Source organism: Pseudomonas sp. R2-7-07 (genome assembly GCF_003852355.1).
Taxonomy (GTDB): Bacteria; Pseudomonadota; Gammaproteobacteria; order Pseudomonadales; family Pseudomonadaceae; genus Aquipseudomonas.
The window spans coordinates 963,507-982,306 of the sequence record NZ_CP027759.1 but is presented as its reverse complement, the minus strand read 5'-3'; the positions used below and the strand labels follow the sequence as shown (position 1 = coordinate 982,306).

Annotated in this window: 22 protein-coding genes and 1 pseudogene; all 23 read left to right on the top strand. The window is 55.9% G+C overall.

Annotated elements, in window-relative coordinates:
- Positions 1-13 precede the first annotated feature (13 nt).
- The 23 genes and pseudogenes from C4J86_RS04245 to C4J86_RS04140 all read left to right on the top strand — a co-directional run bounded on the left by C4J86_RS04245 (position 14) and on the right by C4J86_RS04140 (position 18,796).
- Entirely contained in the window at positions 14-730 is a 717-nt protein-coding gene (locus C4J86_RS04245) for a methyl-accepting chemotaxis protein (RefSeq protein ID WP_124369580.1), read from the top strand.
- A gap of 40 nt (positions 731-770) precedes the next feature.
- Positions 771-1,523: a TIGR03759 family integrating conjugative element protein gene (locus tag C4J86_RS04240; protein WP_124372390.1), complete on the top strand. Its 753-nt coding sequence runs from the start codon at positions 771-773 to the stop codon at positions 1,521-1,523.
- The gene (locus tag C4J86_RS04235) at positions 1,508-2,065 is read left to right on the top strand and encodes a lytic transglycosylase (RefSeq protein ID WP_008437382.1); all 558 of its coding nucleotides are present in this window, start codon (positions 1,508-1,510) and stop codon (positions 2,063-2,065) included. Before C4J86_RS04240 ends, C4J86_RS04235 begins: the two co-directional genes overlap by 16 nt.
- Positions 2,062-2,565 (top strand): integrating conjugative element protein, encoded by a 504-nt coding sequence (locus C4J86_RS04230; protein WP_124369579.1) that lies wholly within the window; start codon positions 2,062-2,064, stop codon positions 2,563-2,565. The genes C4J86_RS04235 and C4J86_RS04230 overlap by 4 nt, the downstream gene beginning before the upstream one ends.
- 7 nt (positions 2,566-2,572) lie before the next feature.
- Entirely contained in the window at positions 2,573-2,857 is a 285-nt protein-coding gene (locus tag C4J86_RS26795; RefSeq protein WP_164485553.1) for a hypothetical protein, read from the top strand.
- Positions 2,817-3,221, top strand: coding sequence for an HNH endonuclease (locus C4J86_RS04225; RefSeq protein ID WP_124369578.1), 405 nt, complete (start codon positions 2,817-2,819; stop codon positions 3,219-3,221). The genes C4J86_RS26795 and C4J86_RS04225 overlap by 41 nt, the downstream gene beginning before the upstream one ends.
- 10 nt (positions 3,222-3,231) lie before the next feature.
- On the top strand, positions 3,232-5,448 hold the full coding sequence (traD, locus tag C4J86_RS04220; RefSeq protein WP_124369577.1) for a type IV conjugative transfer system coupling protein TraD: 2,217 nt from the start codon (positions 3,232-3,234) through the stop codon (positions 5,446-5,448).
- 18 nt (positions 5,449-5,466) lie between these two features.
- Positions 5,467-6,222, top strand: coding sequence for a TIGR03747 family integrating conjugative element membrane protein (locus C4J86_RS04215; protein ID WP_124369576.1), 756 nt, complete (start codon positions 5,467-5,469; stop codon positions 6,220-6,222).
- A 9-nt stretch (positions 6,223-6,231) separates the two neighbouring features.
- Positions 6,232-7,710, top strand: coding sequence for a UvrD-helicase domain-containing protein (locus C4J86_RS04210; protein WP_124369575.1), 1,479 nt, complete (start codon positions 6,232-6,234; stop codon positions 7,708-7,710).
- A gap of 75 nt (positions 7,711-7,785) precedes the next feature.
- Entirely contained in the window at positions 7,786-8,097 is a 312-nt protein-coding gene (locus tag C4J86_RS04205) for a hypothetical protein (RefSeq protein WP_124369574.1), read from the top strand.
- A gap of 157 nt (positions 8,098-8,254) precedes the next feature.
- Positions 8,255-8,563 carry an RAQPRD family integrative conjugative element protein gene (locus C4J86_RS04200; RefSeq protein WP_256657715.1) on the top strand — a complete coding sequence of 103 codons (309 nt, stop codon included), beginning with the start codon at positions 8,255-8,257 and terminating at the stop codon, positions 8,561-8,563.
- Positions 8,560-8,799 carry a TIGR03758 family integrating conjugative element protein gene (locus C4J86_RS04195; RefSeq protein WP_032877922.1) on the top strand — a complete coding sequence of 80 codons (240 nt, stop codon included), beginning with the start codon at positions 8,560-8,562 and terminating at the stop codon, positions 8,797-8,799. The genes C4J86_RS04200 and C4J86_RS04195 overlap by 4 nt, the downstream gene beginning before the upstream one ends.
- Positions 8,800-8,817: 18 nt before the next feature.
- A complete protein-coding gene (locus C4J86_RS04190) occupies positions 8,818-9,156 on the top strand; it encodes a TIGR03745 family integrating conjugative element membrane protein (protein ID WP_124369572.1) in 339 nt (112 codons plus the stop codon).
- A gap of 12 nt (positions 9,157-9,168) precedes the next feature.
- On the top strand, positions 9,169-9,549 hold the full coding sequence (locus tag C4J86_RS04185; RefSeq protein WP_008437403.1) for a TIGR03750 family conjugal transfer protein: 381 nt from the start codon (positions 9,169-9,171) through the stop codon (positions 9,547-9,549).
- Positions 9,546-10,199 carry a PFL_4703 family integrating conjugative element protein gene (locus C4J86_RS04180; RefSeq protein ID WP_124369571.1) on the top strand — a complete coding sequence of 218 codons (654 nt, stop codon included), beginning with the start codon at positions 9,546-9,548 and terminating at the stop codon, positions 10,197-10,199. The genes C4J86_RS04185 and C4J86_RS04180 overlap by 4 nt, the downstream gene beginning before the upstream one ends.
- Entirely contained in the window at positions 10,199-11,101 is a 903-nt protein-coding gene (locus C4J86_RS04175; RefSeq protein WP_124369570.1) for a TIGR03749 family integrating conjugative element protein, read from the top strand. The genes C4J86_RS04180 and C4J86_RS04175 overlap by 1 nt, the downstream gene beginning before the upstream one ends.
- Complete coding sequence (locus C4J86_RS04170; protein WP_124369569.1) at positions 11,091-12,581, top strand: TIGR03752 family integrating conjugative element protein; 1,491 nt, start codon at positions 11,091-11,093, stop codon at positions 12,579-12,581. The genes C4J86_RS04175 and C4J86_RS04170 overlap by 11 nt, the downstream gene beginning before the upstream one ends.
- Positions 12,559-12,987, top strand: a complete 429-nt coding sequence (locus tag C4J86_RS04165; RefSeq protein ID WP_124369568.1) for a TIGR03751 family conjugal transfer lipoprotein — start codon at positions 12,559-12,561, stop codon at positions 12,985-12,987. The genes C4J86_RS04170 and C4J86_RS04165 overlap by 23 nt, the downstream gene beginning before the upstream one ends.
- Positions 12,987-15,950, top strand: a complete 2,964-nt coding sequence (locus tag C4J86_RS04160) for a conjugative transfer ATPase (RefSeq protein WP_124369567.1) — start codon at positions 12,987-12,989, stop codon at positions 15,948-15,950. The genes C4J86_RS04165 and C4J86_RS04160 overlap by 1 nt, the downstream gene beginning before the upstream one ends.
- On the top strand, positions 15,947-16,243 hold the full coding sequence (locus C4J86_RS04155) for a hypothetical protein (protein WP_032877928.1): 297 nt from the start codon (positions 15,947-15,949) through the stop codon (positions 16,241-16,243). The genes C4J86_RS04160 and C4J86_RS04155 overlap by 4 nt, the downstream gene beginning before the upstream one ends.
- Positions 16,240-16,899: a thioredoxin domain-containing protein gene (locus C4J86_RS04150; RefSeq protein ID WP_124369566.1), complete on the top strand. Its 660-nt coding sequence runs from the start codon at positions 16,240-16,242 to the stop codon at positions 16,897-16,899. The genes C4J86_RS04155 and C4J86_RS04150 overlap by 4 nt, the downstream gene beginning before the upstream one ends.
- 424 nt (positions 16,900-17,323) lie before the next feature.
- Positions 17,324-17,749 (top strand): GNAT family N-acetyltransferase, encoded by a 426-nt coding sequence (locus C4J86_RS04145; RefSeq protein ID WP_256657644.1) that lies wholly within the window; start codon positions 17,324-17,326, stop codon positions 17,747-17,749.
- A gap of 78 nt (positions 17,750-17,827) precedes the next feature.
- Positions 17,828-18,796 (top strand): annotated as a pseudogene (locus C4J86_RS04140) (tyrosine-type recombinase/integrase).
- Positions 18,797-18,800 lie beyond the last annotated feature (4 nt).

Below are 18,800 nucleotides of genomic sequence, written 5' to 3'. Positions count from 1 at the left end.
CGCGAGGACGCCCATGAACCTACCACGCCCTACTCGAACCACAGCGATACTCAGTCTGTGCCTTGCATTATTGGCAGGCATTCTGGGTTATGAGCATCATCAACTCTCCCAACTCAGCAACAGCTTGGCTGCGACTGCAGACAAAGAGTCGCTCGATGCGTTGTTGACGCGGCTGGGCAAAGTCGATGAGCGACTGGACACGGTAGCCGGCAACCACCTGGTGACCAATGAGGACTTCCGGGCCGGGCAGCAGGCTTTATCGAATCGAATTGATGCCGCACAAGCGTATGCAAAGCAAGCGACGGAGTCAGCGCAAGAAATCTCTCAAAATGCTGCGTCTGCTGGTGAATTGGTAGTCCTCAAAGCCAGCGTCGAAACACTCGATAGCCGTCTTCAAGAACTCAGTCAGTCACGAATCAAACAAACCACTGCTGTTCCCCTCAAGCCCAAGCCTAAGCCCGTTGCCCGCCAAACAAAGCGGCCAACACCGCCCGCTACCACCACTGTCACACCGCAAACACCCCCTTTTACCGTTGTCGGTATCGAGTATCGCGGCGGTGAACGCTTTTTGTCCGTAGCACCGCCTGGCAGCACGCAGTTGAATCAAATTTACCTTATCCGACCTGGTGACGCTGTGGCGGGCACCGCCTGGCGACTCAACGCGCTGGACGGAAGATCCGCACGCTTTGACGTGGCCGGAACACCTCAAACCGTAACCGTCGCGCAATAGGACCTCCTTTATGCACTCCCCTACCACTTCCTCGAAAACAATGAAGCCCAGGAACATTTTGGGTTTCATTGCAGGCTTGGCCACCTTCGCGTTTGCATACGGCTGTCATGCGGCTTCAGGGCAATCAACGTCGATCTCGAACACTCAGAACAGTGAAGTTCACAACTCTTCTCAAGGAGCCAGTCAGACAGAAATCGCCCGCGAGTGGGGATTAACCCCCCAAGAATGGTCCCGCTTTCAAACTGTGATGGAGGGTCCTCGCGGAATCTATTCGCCAGGCCTGGATCCTCTGACAGCACTTGGCATCGAAGCGAAGTCGGAGGAGGAGCGCCGACGCTATGCAGAGCTGCAGGTGCGAGCCGAGCGACAGCGTATCGATAAGGAACTGGCGTACCAAAGGGCCTATGACCAAGCCTTCGCACGTCTTTACCCCAATGAAAAAGTCATCCAACTATCGTCCAACCCTGCATCTGCTCCAGGCTCGGGAGCGGTAACTGCTGTGAAAGGCACTGGACGACTAGCCGTTTTTGTTCAAGACAGTTGCAACGCATGTATTGACCGCGTCAAAGACTTACAAAACCATAAACAGTCCTTTGATCTGTACTTCGTTGGTAGTCAAGGTGATGACGAAATAATTCGCCGCTGGGCCATCTTGGCCGGAGTCGAACCGGCCAGCGTGCGAAGCCGACAGATCACACTGAACCACGATGCCGGTCGATGGCTTGGCCTTGGACTCGGCGGTGAACTGCCGGCCGTGGTACGCGAGGTGAATGGACAATGGCAGCGTCTGTAATTCGCGCGGCTTTAACGGGGGGGCTACTGCTCACCGCGGCATTTGCTAACGGTGCCGAGGTTCCGCCACCGGCCTATCAGTTGATTGCCCTGCCTGCCGGCGTTCCGTCCGAGGTGCTGTACTCCGTTGCACTGCAAGAGAGTGGCACCCGACTTCGCGGCCAGATCGTCCCCTGGCCCTGGACGTTGAATGTCGCCGGCGCCGGATATCGCTTTGCGACACGCAGCGATGCTTGCAGAGCGTTGATGATCGCCCTTCAGACCGCAGGCCCAAATAGAGTCGACGTCGGTCTTGGACAAACCAACATCGGTGCCAACGGCCACCGTTATAGCTATCCCTGCGAAGGGCTGGATCCGTACAAAAACCTCTCGGTTACGGCCCAGATCCTGGCTGAACAAAAAGCCAAAGGAGGCGATTGGATCACCGCTGCTGGCCGGTACCACCGCCCTGCCGGAGGTGAACCCGCTGCCCGCTACCGACGAGCTTTTGCCAAACACCTCAGCCGGGTCACCGGTATCAACCTGATGGCGAATAATCCATGAATAGATTGCTGCATCTGCCTGTTTTGCTGTGTTTGGCCTCCCCCATAGCGGTGCATGCCACCTCGCTGATTGTTGTTGAAGACCGAGGGGGTGTTTCCGCTCTGCCCTACTACCAGGACCTGGCTCCAGAACCTACCGAGCAGTCAGCACAGTCAGAGAATATTGGTGTGCGTGGGCAAGGCTCGTTTCCAGTGCGCTCTGACCAACTGACACCCGGGCAGGTACAGGGCCGGGTAATCAATGCTCCAGGCCTGCAACCATTGTTTCTTGTAGGCGACGATGAAAGCTCCAGAAAGTGGTTATCTCAGCGCCGCGATCAGTTACAGCAACTGCAGGCAGTTGGCCTAGTGGTTAACGTGGCCAGCGCCGAGCGGTTTGCCGAAATCCAACGATGGGCAGGAAATCTACAGTTGGTCCCGGCACCATCAAATGATCTGGCACAGCGCCTGGGAATTCAGCATTACCCGCTGTTGATCACTGCCACAACGATCCAGCAGTAACCAGGGTATGGCCTCTCTTACGCACATCACCTTGGTCATCAAGCAACCGGATGACCCACGCGCAGGCCAGCTGCTTTTTGAACAGGTCACCTATGTCGCCAAGCTCTATGGCGGCACCGTCATCGCTCGCGTACCTGGTGACGAGGTGGAGCTATGTCAGCGGCTGAAAGAACGCCTGCCTGAGGCAGTTGAGCAAGCGAGGCAAGAGTTGGCCAATTCATCATCACGCATCAAAGGAGGAGCTAGGTCCCATGAAGCTGACCAAGAAGCAACGCTGCGAGCTTCACGCTAAATTCGCAGGCCATTGCGCATACTGCGGTGTGCTGTTGGGTGACCGGTGGCATGCGGACCACAAGGAAGCAGTATGGCGAGAACCTGAAAGGGTGAACGGCAAGTACACCGGTGCCATCATTTTGGGGCTGCCAGAGAACCACGTCATCAGCAACATGATGCCCGCGTGCGTGCCGTGTAACTTGAGCAAGGCAGCGATGCCACTGGAGGTCTGGCGAGAGCGCATTGCTGGACACGTCAACTCCCTCAACAGCTACCACCCCATATACCGCCTGGCCAAGTCCTATGGGCTGATCGCTGAGACGGGCAGGCCTGTCGTTTTCCATTTCGAAACAGTGGGGCCACTGCCCCCCTTTCACTCATAGGAAGTGATCCATGGCGACCTCCTACACCATTGAGTCGTTACTACGCCCTGCCGTCGAGCTGTACACAGTTTGCGTATGTGCCGCTGCGGCATTGCTTTGTATTTTCGCGCCATGGGCGGTTGCTCTGACGCCCTTATTCGGCATGGTTGCCGGTGCAGGCTTTCTGGGTCTAGGGTTCGTCCGCCTGAAACAGGCGTTAGTGGTGCTGCGTTACCGACGCAATATTCGGCGCTTACCCCACTACACCATGACCAGCAAAGACATGCCGGTCAGCAATGAGCGGCTATTCATCGGTAAAGGCTTTCGCTGGACCCAAAAGCATACTCAGCGGTTGATGGAGACCTACCTACCAAAATACGCCGAGTATGTCGAGCCCACCTCTATCTATACCTTTGCTCGCAGAATTGAGGAGCGTTTGGAGTTCGCGCCCTTTCCACTCAAATTGCTGTCAAAGGCTACCTCATGGGATGTGCCATTTAACCCGGCGCGTCCACTTCCTCCTGTCGGGGGGCTACCGCGCTTACACGGTATAGAGCCGAACGAAGCGGATGTCAGCCTGCCACTGGGTGAGCGGGTTGGACACTCCCTTGTATTGGGGACTACTCGTGTTGGAAAAACCCGCCTGGCAGAGTTGTTTATCACCCAAGACATCAGGCGTACCCGCCGTAGCCCCCGGCGCCGCGTTCATATGGGGCGCCGCGTGCAACCCGTTCATCGAAGCCAGCGCAATGTAGAAATGAACCTGGACCGCGAGGTGGTAATTGTCTTCGATCCTAAAGGCGATGCAGACCTCCTGAAGCGCATGTACATCGAATGCAAGCGCGCAAACCGACTGGAGGAGTTCTACGTGTTCCACCTAGGCTGGCCCGATCACTCCGCGCGCTACAACGCCGTCGGCCGGTTTGGTCGGATCTCGGAGGTTGCAACCCGCATTGCCGGCCAACTTTCGGGGGAAGGCAATTCCGCGGCATTCCGGGAATTCGCCTGGCGTTTCGTCAACATCATCGCGCGCGCCCTCGTGGCACTGGGACGTCGGCCGGACTATGAACAGATCCTCAAGCATGTGACAAACATTGACGCGCTGTTCATCGAGTATGCGCAGAAGCACTTTGCTGAAAATGATCCCAAAGCTTGGCAAACCATCGTTGAGCTGGAAGGAAAAATCGATCGTAAGAACCTCAGTTTCGCCATGAAGGACCGACCGCTACGCGTGGTGGCCCTGGACATGTACCTCACTCAGCAACGCATCTCCGACCCAGTGATGGAGGGTCTGCGATCAGCTGTACGCTATGACAAAACCTATTTCGACAAGATCGTGGCCAGCCTTCTGCCATTGCTGGAAAAACTGACCACAGGCCGGATTGCAGAGCTGCTATCTCCCGACTACATGGATCTTGAGGATCCACGCCCAATCTTTGACTGGATGCAGATCATCCGCAAACGGGCAGTGGTCTATGTCGGCCTGGACGCTTTATCTGATACAGAGGTGGCTGCAGCGGTGGGCAACTCGATGTTCAGCGACCTGGTGTCAGTTGCGGGCCACATCTATAAGTTTGGCATCGATGATGGCTTGCCCAGGGCGACCGGCGGCAAGGTCGCAATTAACGTGCATGCGGACGAATTCAACGAATTGATGGGCGATGAATTCATACCGATGATTAACAAAGGCGGTGGTGCCGGCATGCAGGTCACGGCCTACACCCAAACCATGAGCGATATTGAGGCAAAAATCGGTAACCGGGCTAAAGCTGGGCAAGTCATCGGTAACTTCAACAACCTGTTCATGTTACGTGTACGTGAGACTGCAACCGCCGAGCTGTTGACCAACCAGTTGCCAAAGGTCCAGGTGTTTACCAGTACACCAGCGAGCAGTGCAAATGACGCTATTAACGGCAACACCGCTTTCACCTCTAACACCCACGATCAGATCCAAAGTGTCAGCGTACCGATGATCGAACCTGCGCATGTGGTTGCCCTACCCAAGGGGCAATGCTTTGCCCTGATAGAGGGCGGGAATTTGTGGAAGATTCGTATGCCGTTGCCGGCAAGCGATCCCGATGAAGTGATGCCCAAGGATCTTCAGGCCTTGGTTGAGGGCATGCGTAAAGGATCCGGAACCAGCAGCGACTGGTGGCAAGCTCCGGGATATCACGCATTAAGTGAGTCGCTTCCTGATGACTTGGTAGACGACTTCCGCCAGATGGCCAATAACGGAAAAGCCGCATAGGCCTGAGGGAACAGAGCCATGGCCGATATCGCGGAAAAAGCCCAGCAACAACAGGAAGGTCAAAAAAACTTCCTGGGCATGCTGTTCTCCACCCCTTTTCATTTCTTGGGGGTGATGTTCGGCTCCTTGCTCGGCGCCATCGTCGTTGAATGGCTGTGCGTGTACACGTTCTGGCCAGATGCCGGCTGGAAACATGCTCAGCAGATGTTCCAACACGAACTGGGCTGGCTGTCCCAGGATCTGCTGCACAGCGTTGTCATCAAAGAGCCGGGGCGTACGGCGACCTGGCTGGCACAAACGGTCTATGACTGGCTGATGGTGAAAACCGGTATGCAGGACAACATAAATGCACTGACACAGTACGCCCGCTCAACATCACCACAACAAGCGGGAACCTTTAACCTTCGCTACGAACTCGGTCGGGCGATGATCAATTTCCAGGACTATGGCTTAGCCGCGTTATACACAGTCCTGACCTTTTGCGTGCGGATGGTCATTCTGACGCTGACGATTCCACTGTTCGCACTGGCGGCGTTCACTGGCTTGGTCGATGGCCTGGTGCGGCGTGATCTACGAAAATTCGGCTCCGGCCGCGAGTCAAGTTACCTGTATCACAAAGCCCGGGGGACGATCATTCCGCTCACCATCGTGCCCTGGACGGTCTACCTGGCCATCCCCATCAGCATCAGCCCACTTTTGATTCTGTTGCCCTGCGCGGTGCTGTTGGGTGTATCCGTTTACATCACCGTCTCAAGCTTCAAGAAATACCTTTAGGAGCTGCCCATGCAGTGGACTCAAGAACAGCAGCCCATCATCCATTCCACGGCTGACAAGCTGCTGGTGCAGGCTTTCGCCGGTACCGGCAAAACCACAACACTGGTGGGCTACGCCACACAACACGCCTCGGTGAAAATGCTCTACCTCTGCTACAACAAATCCGTCGAGCTCGCTGCCAGAGGTCGCTTTCCACGCAGAAACGTGGTGTGTAAGACGGCGCATGGCCTCGCATACGCAGTCTATGGCAGTCAGTACGCCACCAAGCAGACTAACAACTTGCGCCTGACGGATATCGCAAGGGCCATCAACACCCAGGACTGGGAGCTCGTGCGGGACGTCCTCAGCACGCTGAACAACTTCATGGCCAGCGCCGACGACGAGTTGGGTCGTGGGCATTTTCCCAGGTTCCAGGGGCAACGAATGCTCACCAGTGCCCAGGAGCGGTTCCTGAACAGTGCTTTAAACGTGGCCAAAACTATTTGGAACCGGATGATCGATCTGCAGGACACTGGAATGTCGATCACCCATGACGCGTACCTGAAGCTGTATCAGCTAAGCAAGCCGGACCTGAGCGAACGATTTAACGCCATCCTTCTCGATGAAGGTCAAGACGTTAACCCGGTTATTGCCGACATAGTAAAAATCCAACGGATTCGCAAGGTGGCAGTCGGCGATCCCCATCAGCAGATCTATCGCTTCCGCGGTGCCGAAGACGCGCTCAACAGCGACTGGATGGCCGACGCCGAACGTCACTACCTGACCCAAAGCTTTCGCTTCGGCCCTGCGGTCGCGCACGTGGCCAACATCATTCTTTTTTACAAAGGTGAGACACGAAAGCTGCAGGGGTTAGGTTGCAATACCCTGGTTAAACGGGCTCTGCCTGAAGAGCTACCGCATCGCACGTTTATCCATCGTACCGTGACCGGCGTCATCGAGAACGCCCTGCAGCTGGTCGCAAGCAACCCCAAGATTTTCTGGGTTGGCGGTATCGACAGTTACTCGCTGCGCGACCTGGAAGATTTATACCTGTTCAGCCGCAACCGTAATCAGGAAGTGCAGAACCGCAAGCTGTTGCGAGATTACCGGGACTTTTCACAGTACGTGGAAATAGCCGAGGTAAGCCAGGACACGGAGATGTTGCGATCGATCAAGATTATTGCAGCCTATCCGGACCTGCCACAGCGGATCCAAACCTTGCGTTCCCGCTCGGTAGATAACGAGCTAGACGCCACCGTGACACTCACGACTGGGCACAAGGCCAAGGGGCTGGAGTGGGACTTTGTCAGCCTGTATGACGACTTTAGCGCTGACCCGCTTTCACCCGATATCGATCAAGGTCGCAAAGATGACGAGTTGAATTTGCTGTACGTGGCGGTGACGCGAGGAATGAAGATTCTAGCGCTGAATTCAATGGTCCTTTCTATCATGCAACGCTACGTCGATGCTCGGACCTCTCCACCCCAACCTCAGAAATCACGCGCTTAGCAACAAACTATTTCAGATTGCTGGCACGCGCTCAATATTGAAACCCTGGAAGCTCTGCACATTGAGGACGTCGCCATGGACCGTCAGAAATTTGAATACCACACTGAGTTCTCTCCTTTTCAGTACCTTGTCCGAACAAAAAAACTCCTCATGTTCAAGTCCGAAGAGCCCACCACTGAACCCGACACCCAGGGTTTCCTGGAAGATTCTGAACGTCAGAACCGCCTCGCTCATTTAGGCCGCGAAGGCTGGGAGCTGGTCAGCGTCCAACCCGTGGTCAAAGGAGAAATCAAGGTTGGCAATCAAAACGCCCAAGGATGGGCCTACGGATTCGCCTTGCCCACCGGGTATCTGCTGTTCTTCAAACGCCCTATCCACTGTGAATGATGGAGTCGGTACCGCCAGAAGAAATCCTTACAGCCCTGAATATGGTTTTCTTGCGGCGACCATAGCTTGATCACGGCAAGCTGACGGCATCAGGAATGACTAGAGCCCAGCCGTGATCCAGTACCCGCGTCTCACTGCACTCACTTGCCGACTTGCCTTGCCAGGCCTCATCGTACTTTTTGGATGCAGCTTGCCCGTCTCTCATGCGGCCGCTGCTTCAGCCTCCGAACAGGCAAACCTGGATGTGATGATCCGCCAGTTAAATGCCTTGGAGGACACTGCGCGTCGTAGCGCACAAGTGGCCGACGAACCTGGCAAGCGTTACTTCTTCGATTACCAGCGCCTAGCAGGTGATATCGCCCGAATTCGTCATGGGTTGGAGGGCTATCTCACCCCAACCCGAGCCCAGCCTCGTGATCCTGTTGAGCTGTCAGGCCAATACACGACTGAAGGACGCAAGCCATGAGCATGAGCGGCGCTCAGGCTGCTGCGTTCCAAGCGGCGGGAGGATTCCCTGCCTCGACGAGCTACCTGTTTTTCGTCGGCGTCGCTGTTGCCATCATCTTTATGTGGGGCGCCTGGGCTATCTGGAGCTGCTACCGAGGATGGGCCACTGGCAACCTTGATCGAACGATTGCCTCGACCTCAGTCGTCCGCATCCTACTGCTTTGCATGATCCTCACCACATTTGTTCTTAGTTGACCCTATGGGAGTTACACCATGACTACTTTTTTAAAACCGGGCCGCATGCTGATCGGGTTACTTGCTCTCCCCCAACTGACCATGGCGGCACTTCCGCAGTCTCAGCCTCCTACCCGAGGGGAAGGCTCTAACCTGATGCAAACCATGCAGAACTACGCCTTTGACGGTTTTTCTTTGCTTGGCCTCATCATCTGCGCCGTCATTTTCAGTGGCGTTGCTTGGCATGCCTTCGGCACCTACCACGAAATTCAACTTGGCAAGAAGAAATGGGGAGATCTGGGGGCGACAGCCGCAGTTGGCGTCGCCATCCTCGGGGTCGCCATTTTTCTGGTCACCAAGGCTACAAATATTCTTTAAAGAGCCGTGGCCATGACAGAACTCTCAGACGATGGGACCCTGATCTTCCTTCCAGTGCGATTGAACAATCAGCCAGTCATCATGGGCGGCCTTACCGCTGACGAAATGTGGGCCACCTTGGCGTTAAGTACCGGCGCAGGGCTGGTTATCGGTATTCCGGCCGCGATATTGACCCAGATTTGGGCACTTATCATCGGCGCCGCCATGCTCTGTGCTGTTCTAGGGCTGTTTCTTGCCAGTCGTTTCTTGCGTCGGTGGAAACGCGGTCGACCTGATACATGGCTATACCGCCAGATGCAATTGAACATCGCGCGGTTTTTTCCGACCTGGAATAAAGCCCTGCTGATTACTCGTACAGGTGCGTGGACCTGTCATCGAACGGAGGTTCAATGACTTACCGTAAAAAAGTAGACGCCCAACTGGCCCACATCAACAGCCTGCGCATGGTCATTGGCCTTCTCATTGCCCTGGGTCTGTACATGGCTTATGGCTGGCAGAGCGCACCGCGTGACCTAACTGTTCATGTACCTCCAGATCTACGTTCAGGTAGCACCCGTAAGTGGTGGGATATTCCACCGGAGTCGGTATACGCCTTCGGTCTGTACATTTTTCAGCAAATGAACCGTTGGCCCGTTGATGGTGAAACCGACTACGAGGACAACATTACCCGCTTGGAAAGCTACCTGACACCCAGCTGCAAAGCCTACTTGCAGAAAGATTTCGAGCTACGCCGCAATAGCGGGGAACTGCGCAAACGTGAACGGGGTGTATTTGAAATTCCAGGCAGAGGCATCGACGATAAATCTGAGCAACATATTGAACAGCACAGCATCAATGACTGGACCGTCAACCTGGATATCACCGCTGACGAGCACTACGGCGGGGAGCGCGTAAAGCGGGCATTTGCTCGCTATCCATTACGAATTATCCGATCTGACGTCGATCCCGAAAAAAACCCGTTCGGCCTGGCCTGGGACTGTTATAGCAGTAATCCACAACGCATCGAAGTCTCCGCAGAAACGACCAGAGCAGGAGGCAAATGATGACACGCCGCCTAATGATCATCGGGCTCTTAGCCCTTCACTTCTGCGGGTTGGCCAACGCCGTCGAAATCCTGCGCTGGGATCGAATCCCTATAGCACTGCCCTTGATCGTGGGTCGGGAGCGTATTGTCTTTGTGGACCAAAACGTACGGGTGGGTCTGCCTCGTAACCTCGTCGACAAACTGCGCGTGCAGAGCACCGGTGGAGCCCTCTACCTGTTGGCGAAAGAGCCGATTGAACCGACTCGCTTACAGCTGCAGAACATGAACTCAGGTGAGATCATGCTCGTGGATATCATCGCAACGGTAGGGAAACCGAATCAGGTCGCACCCGAGCCGGCTAAAATTGTAGCCGGGGACAGTCCCGCCCCGCGTTACGGCCAAGTCAACGCCAAACCTATAAGCAACCATGCAACTTCTTCCACGGCCCAAGCCAGCGCTCAAACCGAGGAGGATGAGGACGCGCCGAAACCGCGTCGTGAGACCCCACTTCCGGTGGTCATGACGCGCTATGCCGCACAGATGCTTTACGCGCCCCTACGCACCGTTGAGCCCGTGGAGGGGATTGCTCAGATCAATCTGAAGCGCGGTTTGGACCTCACCACCCTAATGCCGACATTGCCGGTCGAAGCCTATGCGTTGGGGTCGTGGCGGTTAGACGAGTATTGGGTCACGGCGGTTAAGCTACGTAACACGAGCGCCCAAAACCTCACATTGGATCCGCGTGACCTGATGGGTGACTTTGTCACCGCGACTTTTCAGCATCCCTACCTTGGCGCCAAGGGTGATGCCAGCGATACCTCGACGGTCTACCTGGTGACCCGTGGCCACGGTCTAGCCGAATCGTTGTTGCCGGCTGCCATCAGCCAGATCGATCCGAAGGGAGCCCGCCGTGAAGAATAATCCTTTGATTAAATTCCTGGTCATCCCGTTCGCGATCCTAGCAATTTTCGTCGTGGTTAAATTGTTCAGCCGCGGCAGTGCGGAACAACAAATCCATGCACCAGAAACAGTCGCACTCAGTACGGATGAGGCGAAGAAGCTGGGTGTTGACGGTGATACGCCTGGCGACACATTGCGCACCATTGTCGTTGAAAGCCGACAACTAAAGGACCAAGTCTCCAATGCTTTGAAGAACAATGACGAGCTCAAGCAACAGAACATCGAGCTGCAAAAACGCCTGCAGAACATCGATCTCAACGTCGATAACAAGTTGCAAAACGTTCAGCAAACGATGAAGCAGGAGGCGCAACAACAGAGCCAAACCCTCTTGGACACGCTGCAGCAGCAATACAATACCCTGAGCAACAAATCAGGCAGTGGCAATGAGTCTGGGTCTGATTTGCCGATCGGCTTCGGCGTTCAGCCCGGTGACGGTCAAGCCTTCAAAGGCGGGCCTGGCGCGGACGTTGTTTGGATAGAGCCGCAGGACGCAACGCCGGTCGATATCAACGGCAAACCCCTCGCTGCAGGGTCAAATCAAACGGCAAGCGGTTTCAACTTCCCGACCTCTTTTGGCGAGTCCGTGGACCGAGGTCAAAATGCACTGCGCACGGGCGCTCAAAGTGTTGCGAATGAAATCTCGCCACAGGAGGCCCGCAAACAGGTGCGTAAGGTGTACACCTTGCCGCAGAACTCGACATTGATGGGTTCGGTGGCCATGTCCGCGCTGATCGGCCGGGTACCCATCGACGGCACTGTAAACGACCCCTACCCGTTCAAGGTATTGATCGGGCCGGACAATCTCACAGCCAACGGCATCGACCTGCCCGACGTCGCCGGCGCGGTGGCCAGCGGAACGGCTTCCGGCGATTGGACCCTGTCTTGCGTACGCGGTCAGATCAAAAGCCTGACGTTCGTCTTCAATGACGGCACTGTGCGCACGCTGCCACAACCTCAAGAAGAAACGAATAGCAGTCAAAATAGTAACAACCAGAACAATGGCAACCAAACCACCATTCAGGGTGGCCTGGGCTGGATAAGCGATGCTTATGGCATCCCTTGCATCAGTGGTGACCGCAAAAGCAACGCCTCGCAATACATTGGCTCGCAGGTACTGATTACCGCCGCCGGCGCGGGTGCTGCCTCCCTCATCAAGTCAGATGGAAACAGCGGATCTTTTATAAACCCTCAGTCCGGGACCATCGGTTCTGTCGGCGGCTCGGGCAGTGAAGCCATGGGCAAAATCATTGGCCAGGGCGTCAATGACGTCTCCAGCTGGGTCAACAAACTCTACGGGCAAGCCTTCGCAGCGGTGTATGTACAACCCGGTGCAAAGATAGCTGTGCACCTGGACCAGCAACTGACCATCGACTACGAACTCAATGGCCGCAAGGTCAACTATCGCTCAGGAGCCCGTCATGTTTCGACTGCGCTTGACTAATCATGGCTTAAAACTAGGTGCATACCTGGCCATCGCCCTACTCGCCTCGGCATGTTCCACCAACAAAGACGAATTACTCCCCCATGGGGACCGCACAATGATGGACGTTTGGGATCAAGGTTCCAGCGGCTCAAGCAGCTCGAGCAGCCGCCAATTGCTCGATGCACGCCAAGATCTTCGTCGGCCTCTTGAGACGAGGGAAACAGACAACACCAGGTTCACACGTACCGCACAAAACGAGATCTACAGCCAATTTAAACGCCTACCCAATCCCGACCTGGTGATGTACGTCTTTCCTCATTTAGCGGGTTCAGACCCAGCACCGATCCCAGGCTACACCACGGTGTTTCCCCTGTATCAGCGGGTGCAATACGCCATGCCTGGCGAACGCACGGAGGCATATTGATGGGTTTTTTTGAACGATTCAAAACGCGGCGGGCGTCAGAGCGTGTGGAGCCTGGCGTAACACCAGGTGCGCCGGTATCTGACGACGTGCAGGGATCAGCAACCGAGACGTTTGAGGCCGCGATTGAGCGTTACTACGAGCGCCTTGCGGCCATGGGTATTCCCTCGCCGAGCGATTGGCGTAATCCAAAGAAAAAACCAGCCACGACCGCTGATGCTGACCGTCTATACGACGTCAATCCCTCCTTCGTAGACTTGCTGCCCTGGGTGGATTACCTACCTGCGGAAAAAGCCATGCTATTGGAAGACGGGGTGTCTCGCGCTGCATTTTTTGAGCTGACACCGATTGGTACTGAAGGTCGGGATCCCGAATGGTTACGCAAGGCCCGCGACGCCCTGGAAAACGCCCTCCAGGACTCCTTCGACGAGCTTGAAACCTCACCCTGGGTGGTTCAGCTCTATGCCCAGGACGAAACCAGCTGGGACGATTACCTTCAGCAACTGCATGACTACGTTCAACCACGCGCACAAGGCAGTGCATTTACCGAGCTTTATTTGAAGCTGATGAAGCAACACCTGGAATCCATCTCCAAACCAGGCGGGCTGTTTGAAGACACCAAGGTCAGCCAACTGCCCTGGAGGGGCCAGCAGCGCCGCGTCCGTGTTGTTGTCTACCGCCGTACCCAAGGCGCGCAAGCGGATGTGCGAGGCCAGGCGCCAGGTCCTTACCTGAAAATCATATGTGATCGCTTGGTGGGCGGCTTGGCGAACGCCGGCATTAAAACCCATCGCATGGATGGCCACGCCATCCGCCATTGGCTGATTCATTGGTTCAATCCACGTCCCGATCATCTTGGCCCTGCCGATGCAGATATTCGCCGCTTCTACGAATTGGTGTGCAAGCAAGCACCTGCTGCTGCAGAGGGCGAGCTGCCGCTCGCCAGCGGCACTGACTTCTCGCAAAACCTGTTTTATCGCGAACCACTGTCAGATATAGAGAAAGGTCTGTGGTATTTCGACGGCCTTCCTCATCAGGTGGTGATGCTTGACCGCTTGAGGGATGCTCCCAAGACCGGGCACTTAACCGGTGAAACCCGAAAGGGCGGTGATGCGCTCAACGCGTTGTTCGACAAAATGCCAGAGGACACCATTCTCTGTATCACTCTCGTGATCACCCCGCAGGACATTCTCGAAGGGCATCTGGAACAGCTTTCACGCAAGGCAGTTGGAGACACTCAAGCCTCGATCCTGACACGCGAAGACGTCGCCACCGCCCGTCAGTTGCTCGGGCGCAAGCACAAGCTGTACCGAGGTAGCGTAGCGTTTTACCTGCGGGGTAAAGACGATGCCCAGCTGCACGAACGCAGTTTGCAACTCAGCAGCGCATTGCTGGGTGCGGGCATGGAGCCGGTGGAACCTCGGGATGAAGTGGCACCGCTGAACTCCTACCTTAGATGGCTACCCGGCAACTTCGACCCCAATGCGCGCAAAGCACTGGAGTGGTACGCACAACTGATGTTCGCCCAACACATTGCGAACCTTGCCCCCGTCTGGGGTAGGTCGACCGGAACCGGGCACCCGGGTATTACCCTGTTTAACCGTGGGGGAGCGCCGATAACCTTCGACCCGCTGAACAAGCTGGACCGGCAGATGAATGCGCATCTGTTCATTTTCGGGCCTACGGGTTCAGGTAAATCGGCCAGCGCGACAAACATCCTTAGCCAAATCATTGCCATCTATCGGCCACGCCTGTTCATTGTGGAAGCTGGCAACAGCTTTGGGTTACTCGGTGATTTCGCCAAAAAGTTGGGTTTGACAGTAAACCGGGTTCGTCTTGCCCCTGGATCAGGTGTCAGCCTCGCGCCGTTCGCTGATGCTGTGAAGCTCATCGAACCCACCCAGAACGTGAAGATTCTCAAAGCTGATGATCTTGAGGCGTCGGACGAACACCTGACTAGCCAGACCGAGGATGAACAACGCGACATCCTGGGTGAGATGGAAATTGCGGCCAGGCTGATGATCACCGGTGGTGAAGAAAAAGAGGATGCCCGTCTTACTCGTGCCGACCGTAGCGCCATCCGCCAATGCATACTGAATGCAGCGAAAAAATGCGTGACGGAACAACGTATCGTTCTGCCCGAAGATATCCGTGAAGCGCTGCGAGAAATGGGACTCGAGCCCGGTATTCCAGACGCCCGAAGCACACGATTCTTGGAGATGGCGGAAGCCTTGTCCATGTTCTGTATGGGCACCGAAGGCGACATGTTCAACCGTCCTGGCACCCCGTGGCCTGAAGCGGACATTACCATTGTTGACCTGGCCACCTATGCGCGAGAAGGCTATAGCGCACAGATGGCCATTGCTTATATTTCCCTGCTCAACACCGTCAACAACATCGCCGAGCGTGACCAGTTTAAAGGCCGCCCGCTGATCTGCTTCACCGACGAAGGCCACATCCAGTTGAAGGTCCCACTCCTATCCCCCTACTCCGTCAAGATCACCAAAATGTGGCGAAAGCTCGGCGCCTGGTTCTGGATGGCCACCCAGAACGTTGACGACGTGCCGCCAGAGGCCTCAGCCCTGCTCAACATGATCGAATGGTGGATGTGCTTAAACATGCCACCTGATGAGGTGGAGAAGATCGCGCGGTTTCGTGAACTGACTCCTGCACAGAAGTCGATGATGCTGTCAGCGCGTAAAGAAAGCGGCAAATTCACCGAGGGCGTCGTGTTGTCAAAAAGCATGGAAATGTTATTCCGGGCGGTACCACCGAGTTTGTACCTGGCCCTGGCCATGACCGAGCCGGAAGAGAAAAAGCAACGCTTCGACATCATGCAAGCCAAAGGCTGCAGCGAGCTCGATGCCGCCATTGAAGTTGCTGCAACGCTTGACCGCTATCGCGGTATCGAACCTCACATCATTACTTTCCCCGAACAAGTCACGGCCTTGGAGCGCCAAGCATGAGAGCATTGAATTCCCTGACCCAGAATCTGATAGAAAGTCTGACCCAGCTGCTTGAACAACCGGGTGAAGACGCCCTTCAAACCCTTGAGGTGTGTGCCCCCGTTTTGATAGAGCAACTGCAACAGGTTTTGGTTCGTGCGGTGGATCGTCGTGACATCGAGTCCCAACTTCACGCGGTGTTAGCCAACTGGCTGCGACAGCACCCACAACCCGAGAATGCTGAGAACGCTCTGCTTGAGGCCCTTCGTAAACAAGCGCTTCTTTCATCGAAGCCAGCCGAGGCTCGGGCATGACAGGCCTACGCAAATATTGGGTGATGCTGGGGTGCGTTTTGGCAGGCACATCGATGGCCTGCTTAGCCCTCACTCGAAGTGAGATACCAGCCCAGCACAACACAGGCCCGTGGTTGTTTGGCCCTTCCGAAGCACGCTGGACTGTGACTGAGTTCGCGGACCTAGAGTGTCCCTACTGCAAGACGTACACACCTGCGTTGAAAACCTGGATACAGCAGCAGAAGAATGTAAACCTGCAGTGGCATCACCTGCCACTGGATGTGCACGGTTCGGCAGCAGTACACGAAGCCAAGCTCGCTGAATGTGCGGGTGTGCTTGGTGGCGCGCCTTCCTTCTGGCAAGCCATTGACCAAATCTTTGACCGGACCCGTAGTAACGGTCAGGGTTTCAAAGGGGATCTGAACGTTGTTGGTGTTACTAACCAGGCCCTGTTGTCCTGTGCAGCCACCGACAAAGTGATCGCACAGCATGTCGGCCAACAGGCCGATGAGGCCATCAAAGCCGGGGTTACGGCCACTCCGACCGTCATAATTAGAGACAACACGACTGGCAGCTCCGTAAAGCTTGAGGGCCCAGCTGATGGGGTGTTGTTGTTATCAGCCATTGATTGGCTAGCTCAGAAAAAGGAGCAGAACTCTGAAAAAGTTGGCCGATAAATGCGGCTTTTCTTTGTCAGCGTTTTGCTCACATTGGTAATGCTTCCCTGGCCTATACTTCCTCGGTCGAGCTTTCGCTCCCTCTCGATACTCGACGGCCCGCACGTGCGGGCCTTTTGTTACCCCTCATGTCTACACCTTTGACTACCTGACATTCACGAGGTCGACCTCGCTGATCGATTTGGTTGAAGCCGACCTTAAACCCCCCAATACTAATCAACCCGCTTTAGCTTGTAACGAGAACAAAATACTGACTTCGGTCATTTAACGACATAAACCACCACGCTGCTCGCCCGCCTGATAAGTCGTGATAAAATAGGTTATCGTCCCAAATGAGCAGGGTAGGCCGTATGTCGATTTTTGCGCTGGTGCAGGACCTTTTCCGTAGACACGCGACGAAAGACCTGATGAGCAGGCAGAGCGCGTGCTCCTGGTCAATCGCCGGCAAGAATCCCCGCGTGGCAACTTTGTCTTTCCCGGTACCGACTACCTGGACGTCATCGAGGTCAATGGCCAACGCGTGGGCCACGTCGATTACGGCATCAATCCGCTGGGCGATCGGCTGTACATCAACATGCTGGAAATTCAGCCTGAGCATCAGCGGCAGGGAATTGGCCTGGCTGTGCTGTGGCGGCTGTGGTGCACGCACCAGGTGCCCGTGATACCGCTGTATCACTACACCTCATCCGATGGGTTCTGGTACCGGGCGCGCCGGCGATTGGCAGCGGCCGGCGCCGCGATCGGGGACGAGCTGCGCGGCGTCGATCAAATGGACGTGGAACAGCAGCGCTGGCAGCACCTGGTGCCCGAACCTGAACACGAGCGGCTGATTCGCGAATACTGGGAATAGGTTGAGGCTGAGCACGCTGCAGGTCGACCGGCAGGACCGGGCATACGATGAACGACCTCACTTCCCCAGTCTCCGGCCATGCTAATGCCGGCCAGCGAACGTCGTCTTAGCGCCATCGAATTCCAGCAGCTGGCCGGTGTGCCGACAGCGGTGGAATGGTTCGCCAATATCGATAACCAGCGCACCCGCCGCGCGTACCAAAACGACCTGGAAGACTTCTGCAGCTTTGTCGGGCTCACCGGCGCCGAGGAATTCCGCGCGGTCACCCGCGCGCACGTACTGGCCTGGCGTGCCCAGCTGGAAGCCCGAGGCCTGGCCGGGGCCACCATCCGGCGCAGACTGGCGGCGCTGGCCAGCCTGTTCGCTCACCTCCTGGAGAACAACGCCGTCGCCGGCGGCAACTCTGTGCACGGGGTAAAACGGCGCAGGATCGAAATCAACGAAGGCAAGACGCCAGCACTCGGTGATGACTAGGCTAAATTGCTGCTGACGGCGCCGGACGGCTGGACGTTGAAGGGGATCCGCGACCGCGCCATTTTGGCGGTGCTGCTCTAACACGGCCTGCGCCGTGACGAAGCCGCGCAGCTGATGACTGGCGACCTGCAAATCAAACACCTGCAGGTGAGAGGGAAAGGCGGTAAGACCAGCTATTTGCCGTTGCACCCGGTTGCGGCCGAGCGCATTCATGAGTACCTAGAACGCGATAGTCAACGAGACTCAGGTAACTGCCAGCTTTTTCGCTCGATCCGTGGCTGTACCACCGGCGAGGCCGTTACGGATAATGGGATCTATAAGGTGGTGGCACGATGGGCGCACGCGGCGGGTATTAAGGTCGTGGGCTTAGGCGTGCACGGACTGCGCGCGACGGGGCCAGCGGCCGGAGGACTAAGCGACGTACAAGATGAAGTATTGAAGGGGCACCTACAGAAATCTAAAAAACGTACCCTAAGCAAATATCATCAGGGGATACATCAAGTCCTTATCCTGGTCGATTGCGCCGGGCTGTTACAAACGTCTTTTTCTAGACATGGCACAATGATGACCTGACAAC

What these genes read in the sequence shown, in the direction of transcription:
- C4J86_RS04245 (WP_124369580.1), top strand. Translation starts at nt 14, where the DNA reads ATGAACCTACCACGCCCTACTCGAACCACAGCGATACTCAGTCTGTGC.
- C4J86_RS04240 (WP_124372390.1), top strand. Translation starts at nt 771, where the DNA reads ATGAAGCCCAGGAACATTTTGGGTTTCATTGCAGGCTTGGCCACCTTC.
- C4J86_RS04235 (WP_008437382.1), top strand. Translation starts at nt 1,508, where the DNA reads ATGGCAGCGTCTGTAATTCGCGCGGCTTTAACGGGGGGGCTACTGCTC.
- C4J86_RS04230 (WP_124369579.1), top strand. Translation starts at nt 2,062, where the DNA reads ATGAATAGATTGCTGCATCTGCCTGTTTTGCTGTGTTTGGCCTCCCCC.
- C4J86_RS26795 (WP_164485553.1), top strand. Translation starts at nt 2,573, where the DNA reads ATGGCCTCTCTTACGCACATCACCTTGGTCATCAAGCAACCGGATGAC.
- C4J86_RS04225 (WP_124369578.1), top strand. Translation starts at nt 2,817, where the DNA reads ATGAAGCTGACCAAGAAGCAACGCTGCGAGCTTCACGCTAAATTCGCA.
- traD (WP_124369577.1), top strand. Translation starts at nt 3,232, where the DNA reads ATGGCGACCTCCTACACCATTGAGTCGTTACTACGCCCTGCCGTCGAG.
- C4J86_RS04215 (WP_124369576.1), top strand. Translation starts at nt 5,467, where the DNA reads ATGGCCGATATCGCGGAAAAAGCCCAGCAACAACAGGAAGGTCAAAAA.
- C4J86_RS04210 (WP_124369575.1), top strand. Translation starts at nt 6,232, where the DNA reads ATGCAGTGGACTCAAGAACAGCAGCCCATCATCCATTCCACGGCTGAC.
- C4J86_RS04205 (WP_124369574.1), top strand. Translation starts at nt 7,786, where the DNA reads ATGGACCGTCAGAAATTTGAATACCACACTGAGTTCTCTCCTTTTCAG.
- C4J86_RS04195 (WP_032877922.1), top strand. Translation starts at nt 8,560, where the DNA reads ATGAGCATGAGCGGCGCTCAGGCTGCTGCGTTCCAAGCGGCGGGAGGA.
- C4J86_RS04190 (WP_124369572.1), top strand. Translation starts at nt 8,818, where the DNA reads ATGACTACTTTTTTAAAACCGGGCCGCATGCTGATCGGGTTACTTGCT.
- C4J86_RS04185 (WP_008437403.1), top strand. Translation starts at nt 9,169, where the DNA reads ATGACAGAACTCTCAGACGATGGGACCCTGATCTTCCTTCCAGTGCGA.
- C4J86_RS04180 (WP_124369571.1), top strand. Translation starts at nt 9,546, where the DNA reads ATGACTTACCGTAAAAAAGTAGACGCCCAACTGGCCCACATCAACAGC.
- C4J86_RS04175 (WP_124369570.1), top strand. Translation starts at nt 10,199, where the DNA reads ATGACACGCCGCCTAATGATCATCGGGCTCTTAGCCCTTCACTTCTGC.
- C4J86_RS04165 (WP_124369568.1), top strand. Translation starts at nt 12,559, where the DNA reads ATGTTTCGACTGCGCTTGACTAATCATGGCTTAAAACTAGGTGCATAC.
- C4J86_RS04160 (WP_124369567.1), top strand. Translation starts at nt 12,987, where the DNA reads ATGGGTTTTTTTGAACGATTCAAAACGCGGCGGGCGTCAGAGCGTGTG.
- C4J86_RS04155 (WP_032877928.1), top strand. Translation starts at nt 15,947, where the DNA reads ATGAGAGCATTGAATTCCCTGACCCAGAATCTGATAGAAAGTCTGACC.
- C4J86_RS04150 (WP_124369566.1), top strand. Translation starts at nt 16,240, where the DNA reads ATGACAGGCCTACGCAAATATTGGGTGATGCTGGGGTGCGTTTTGGCA.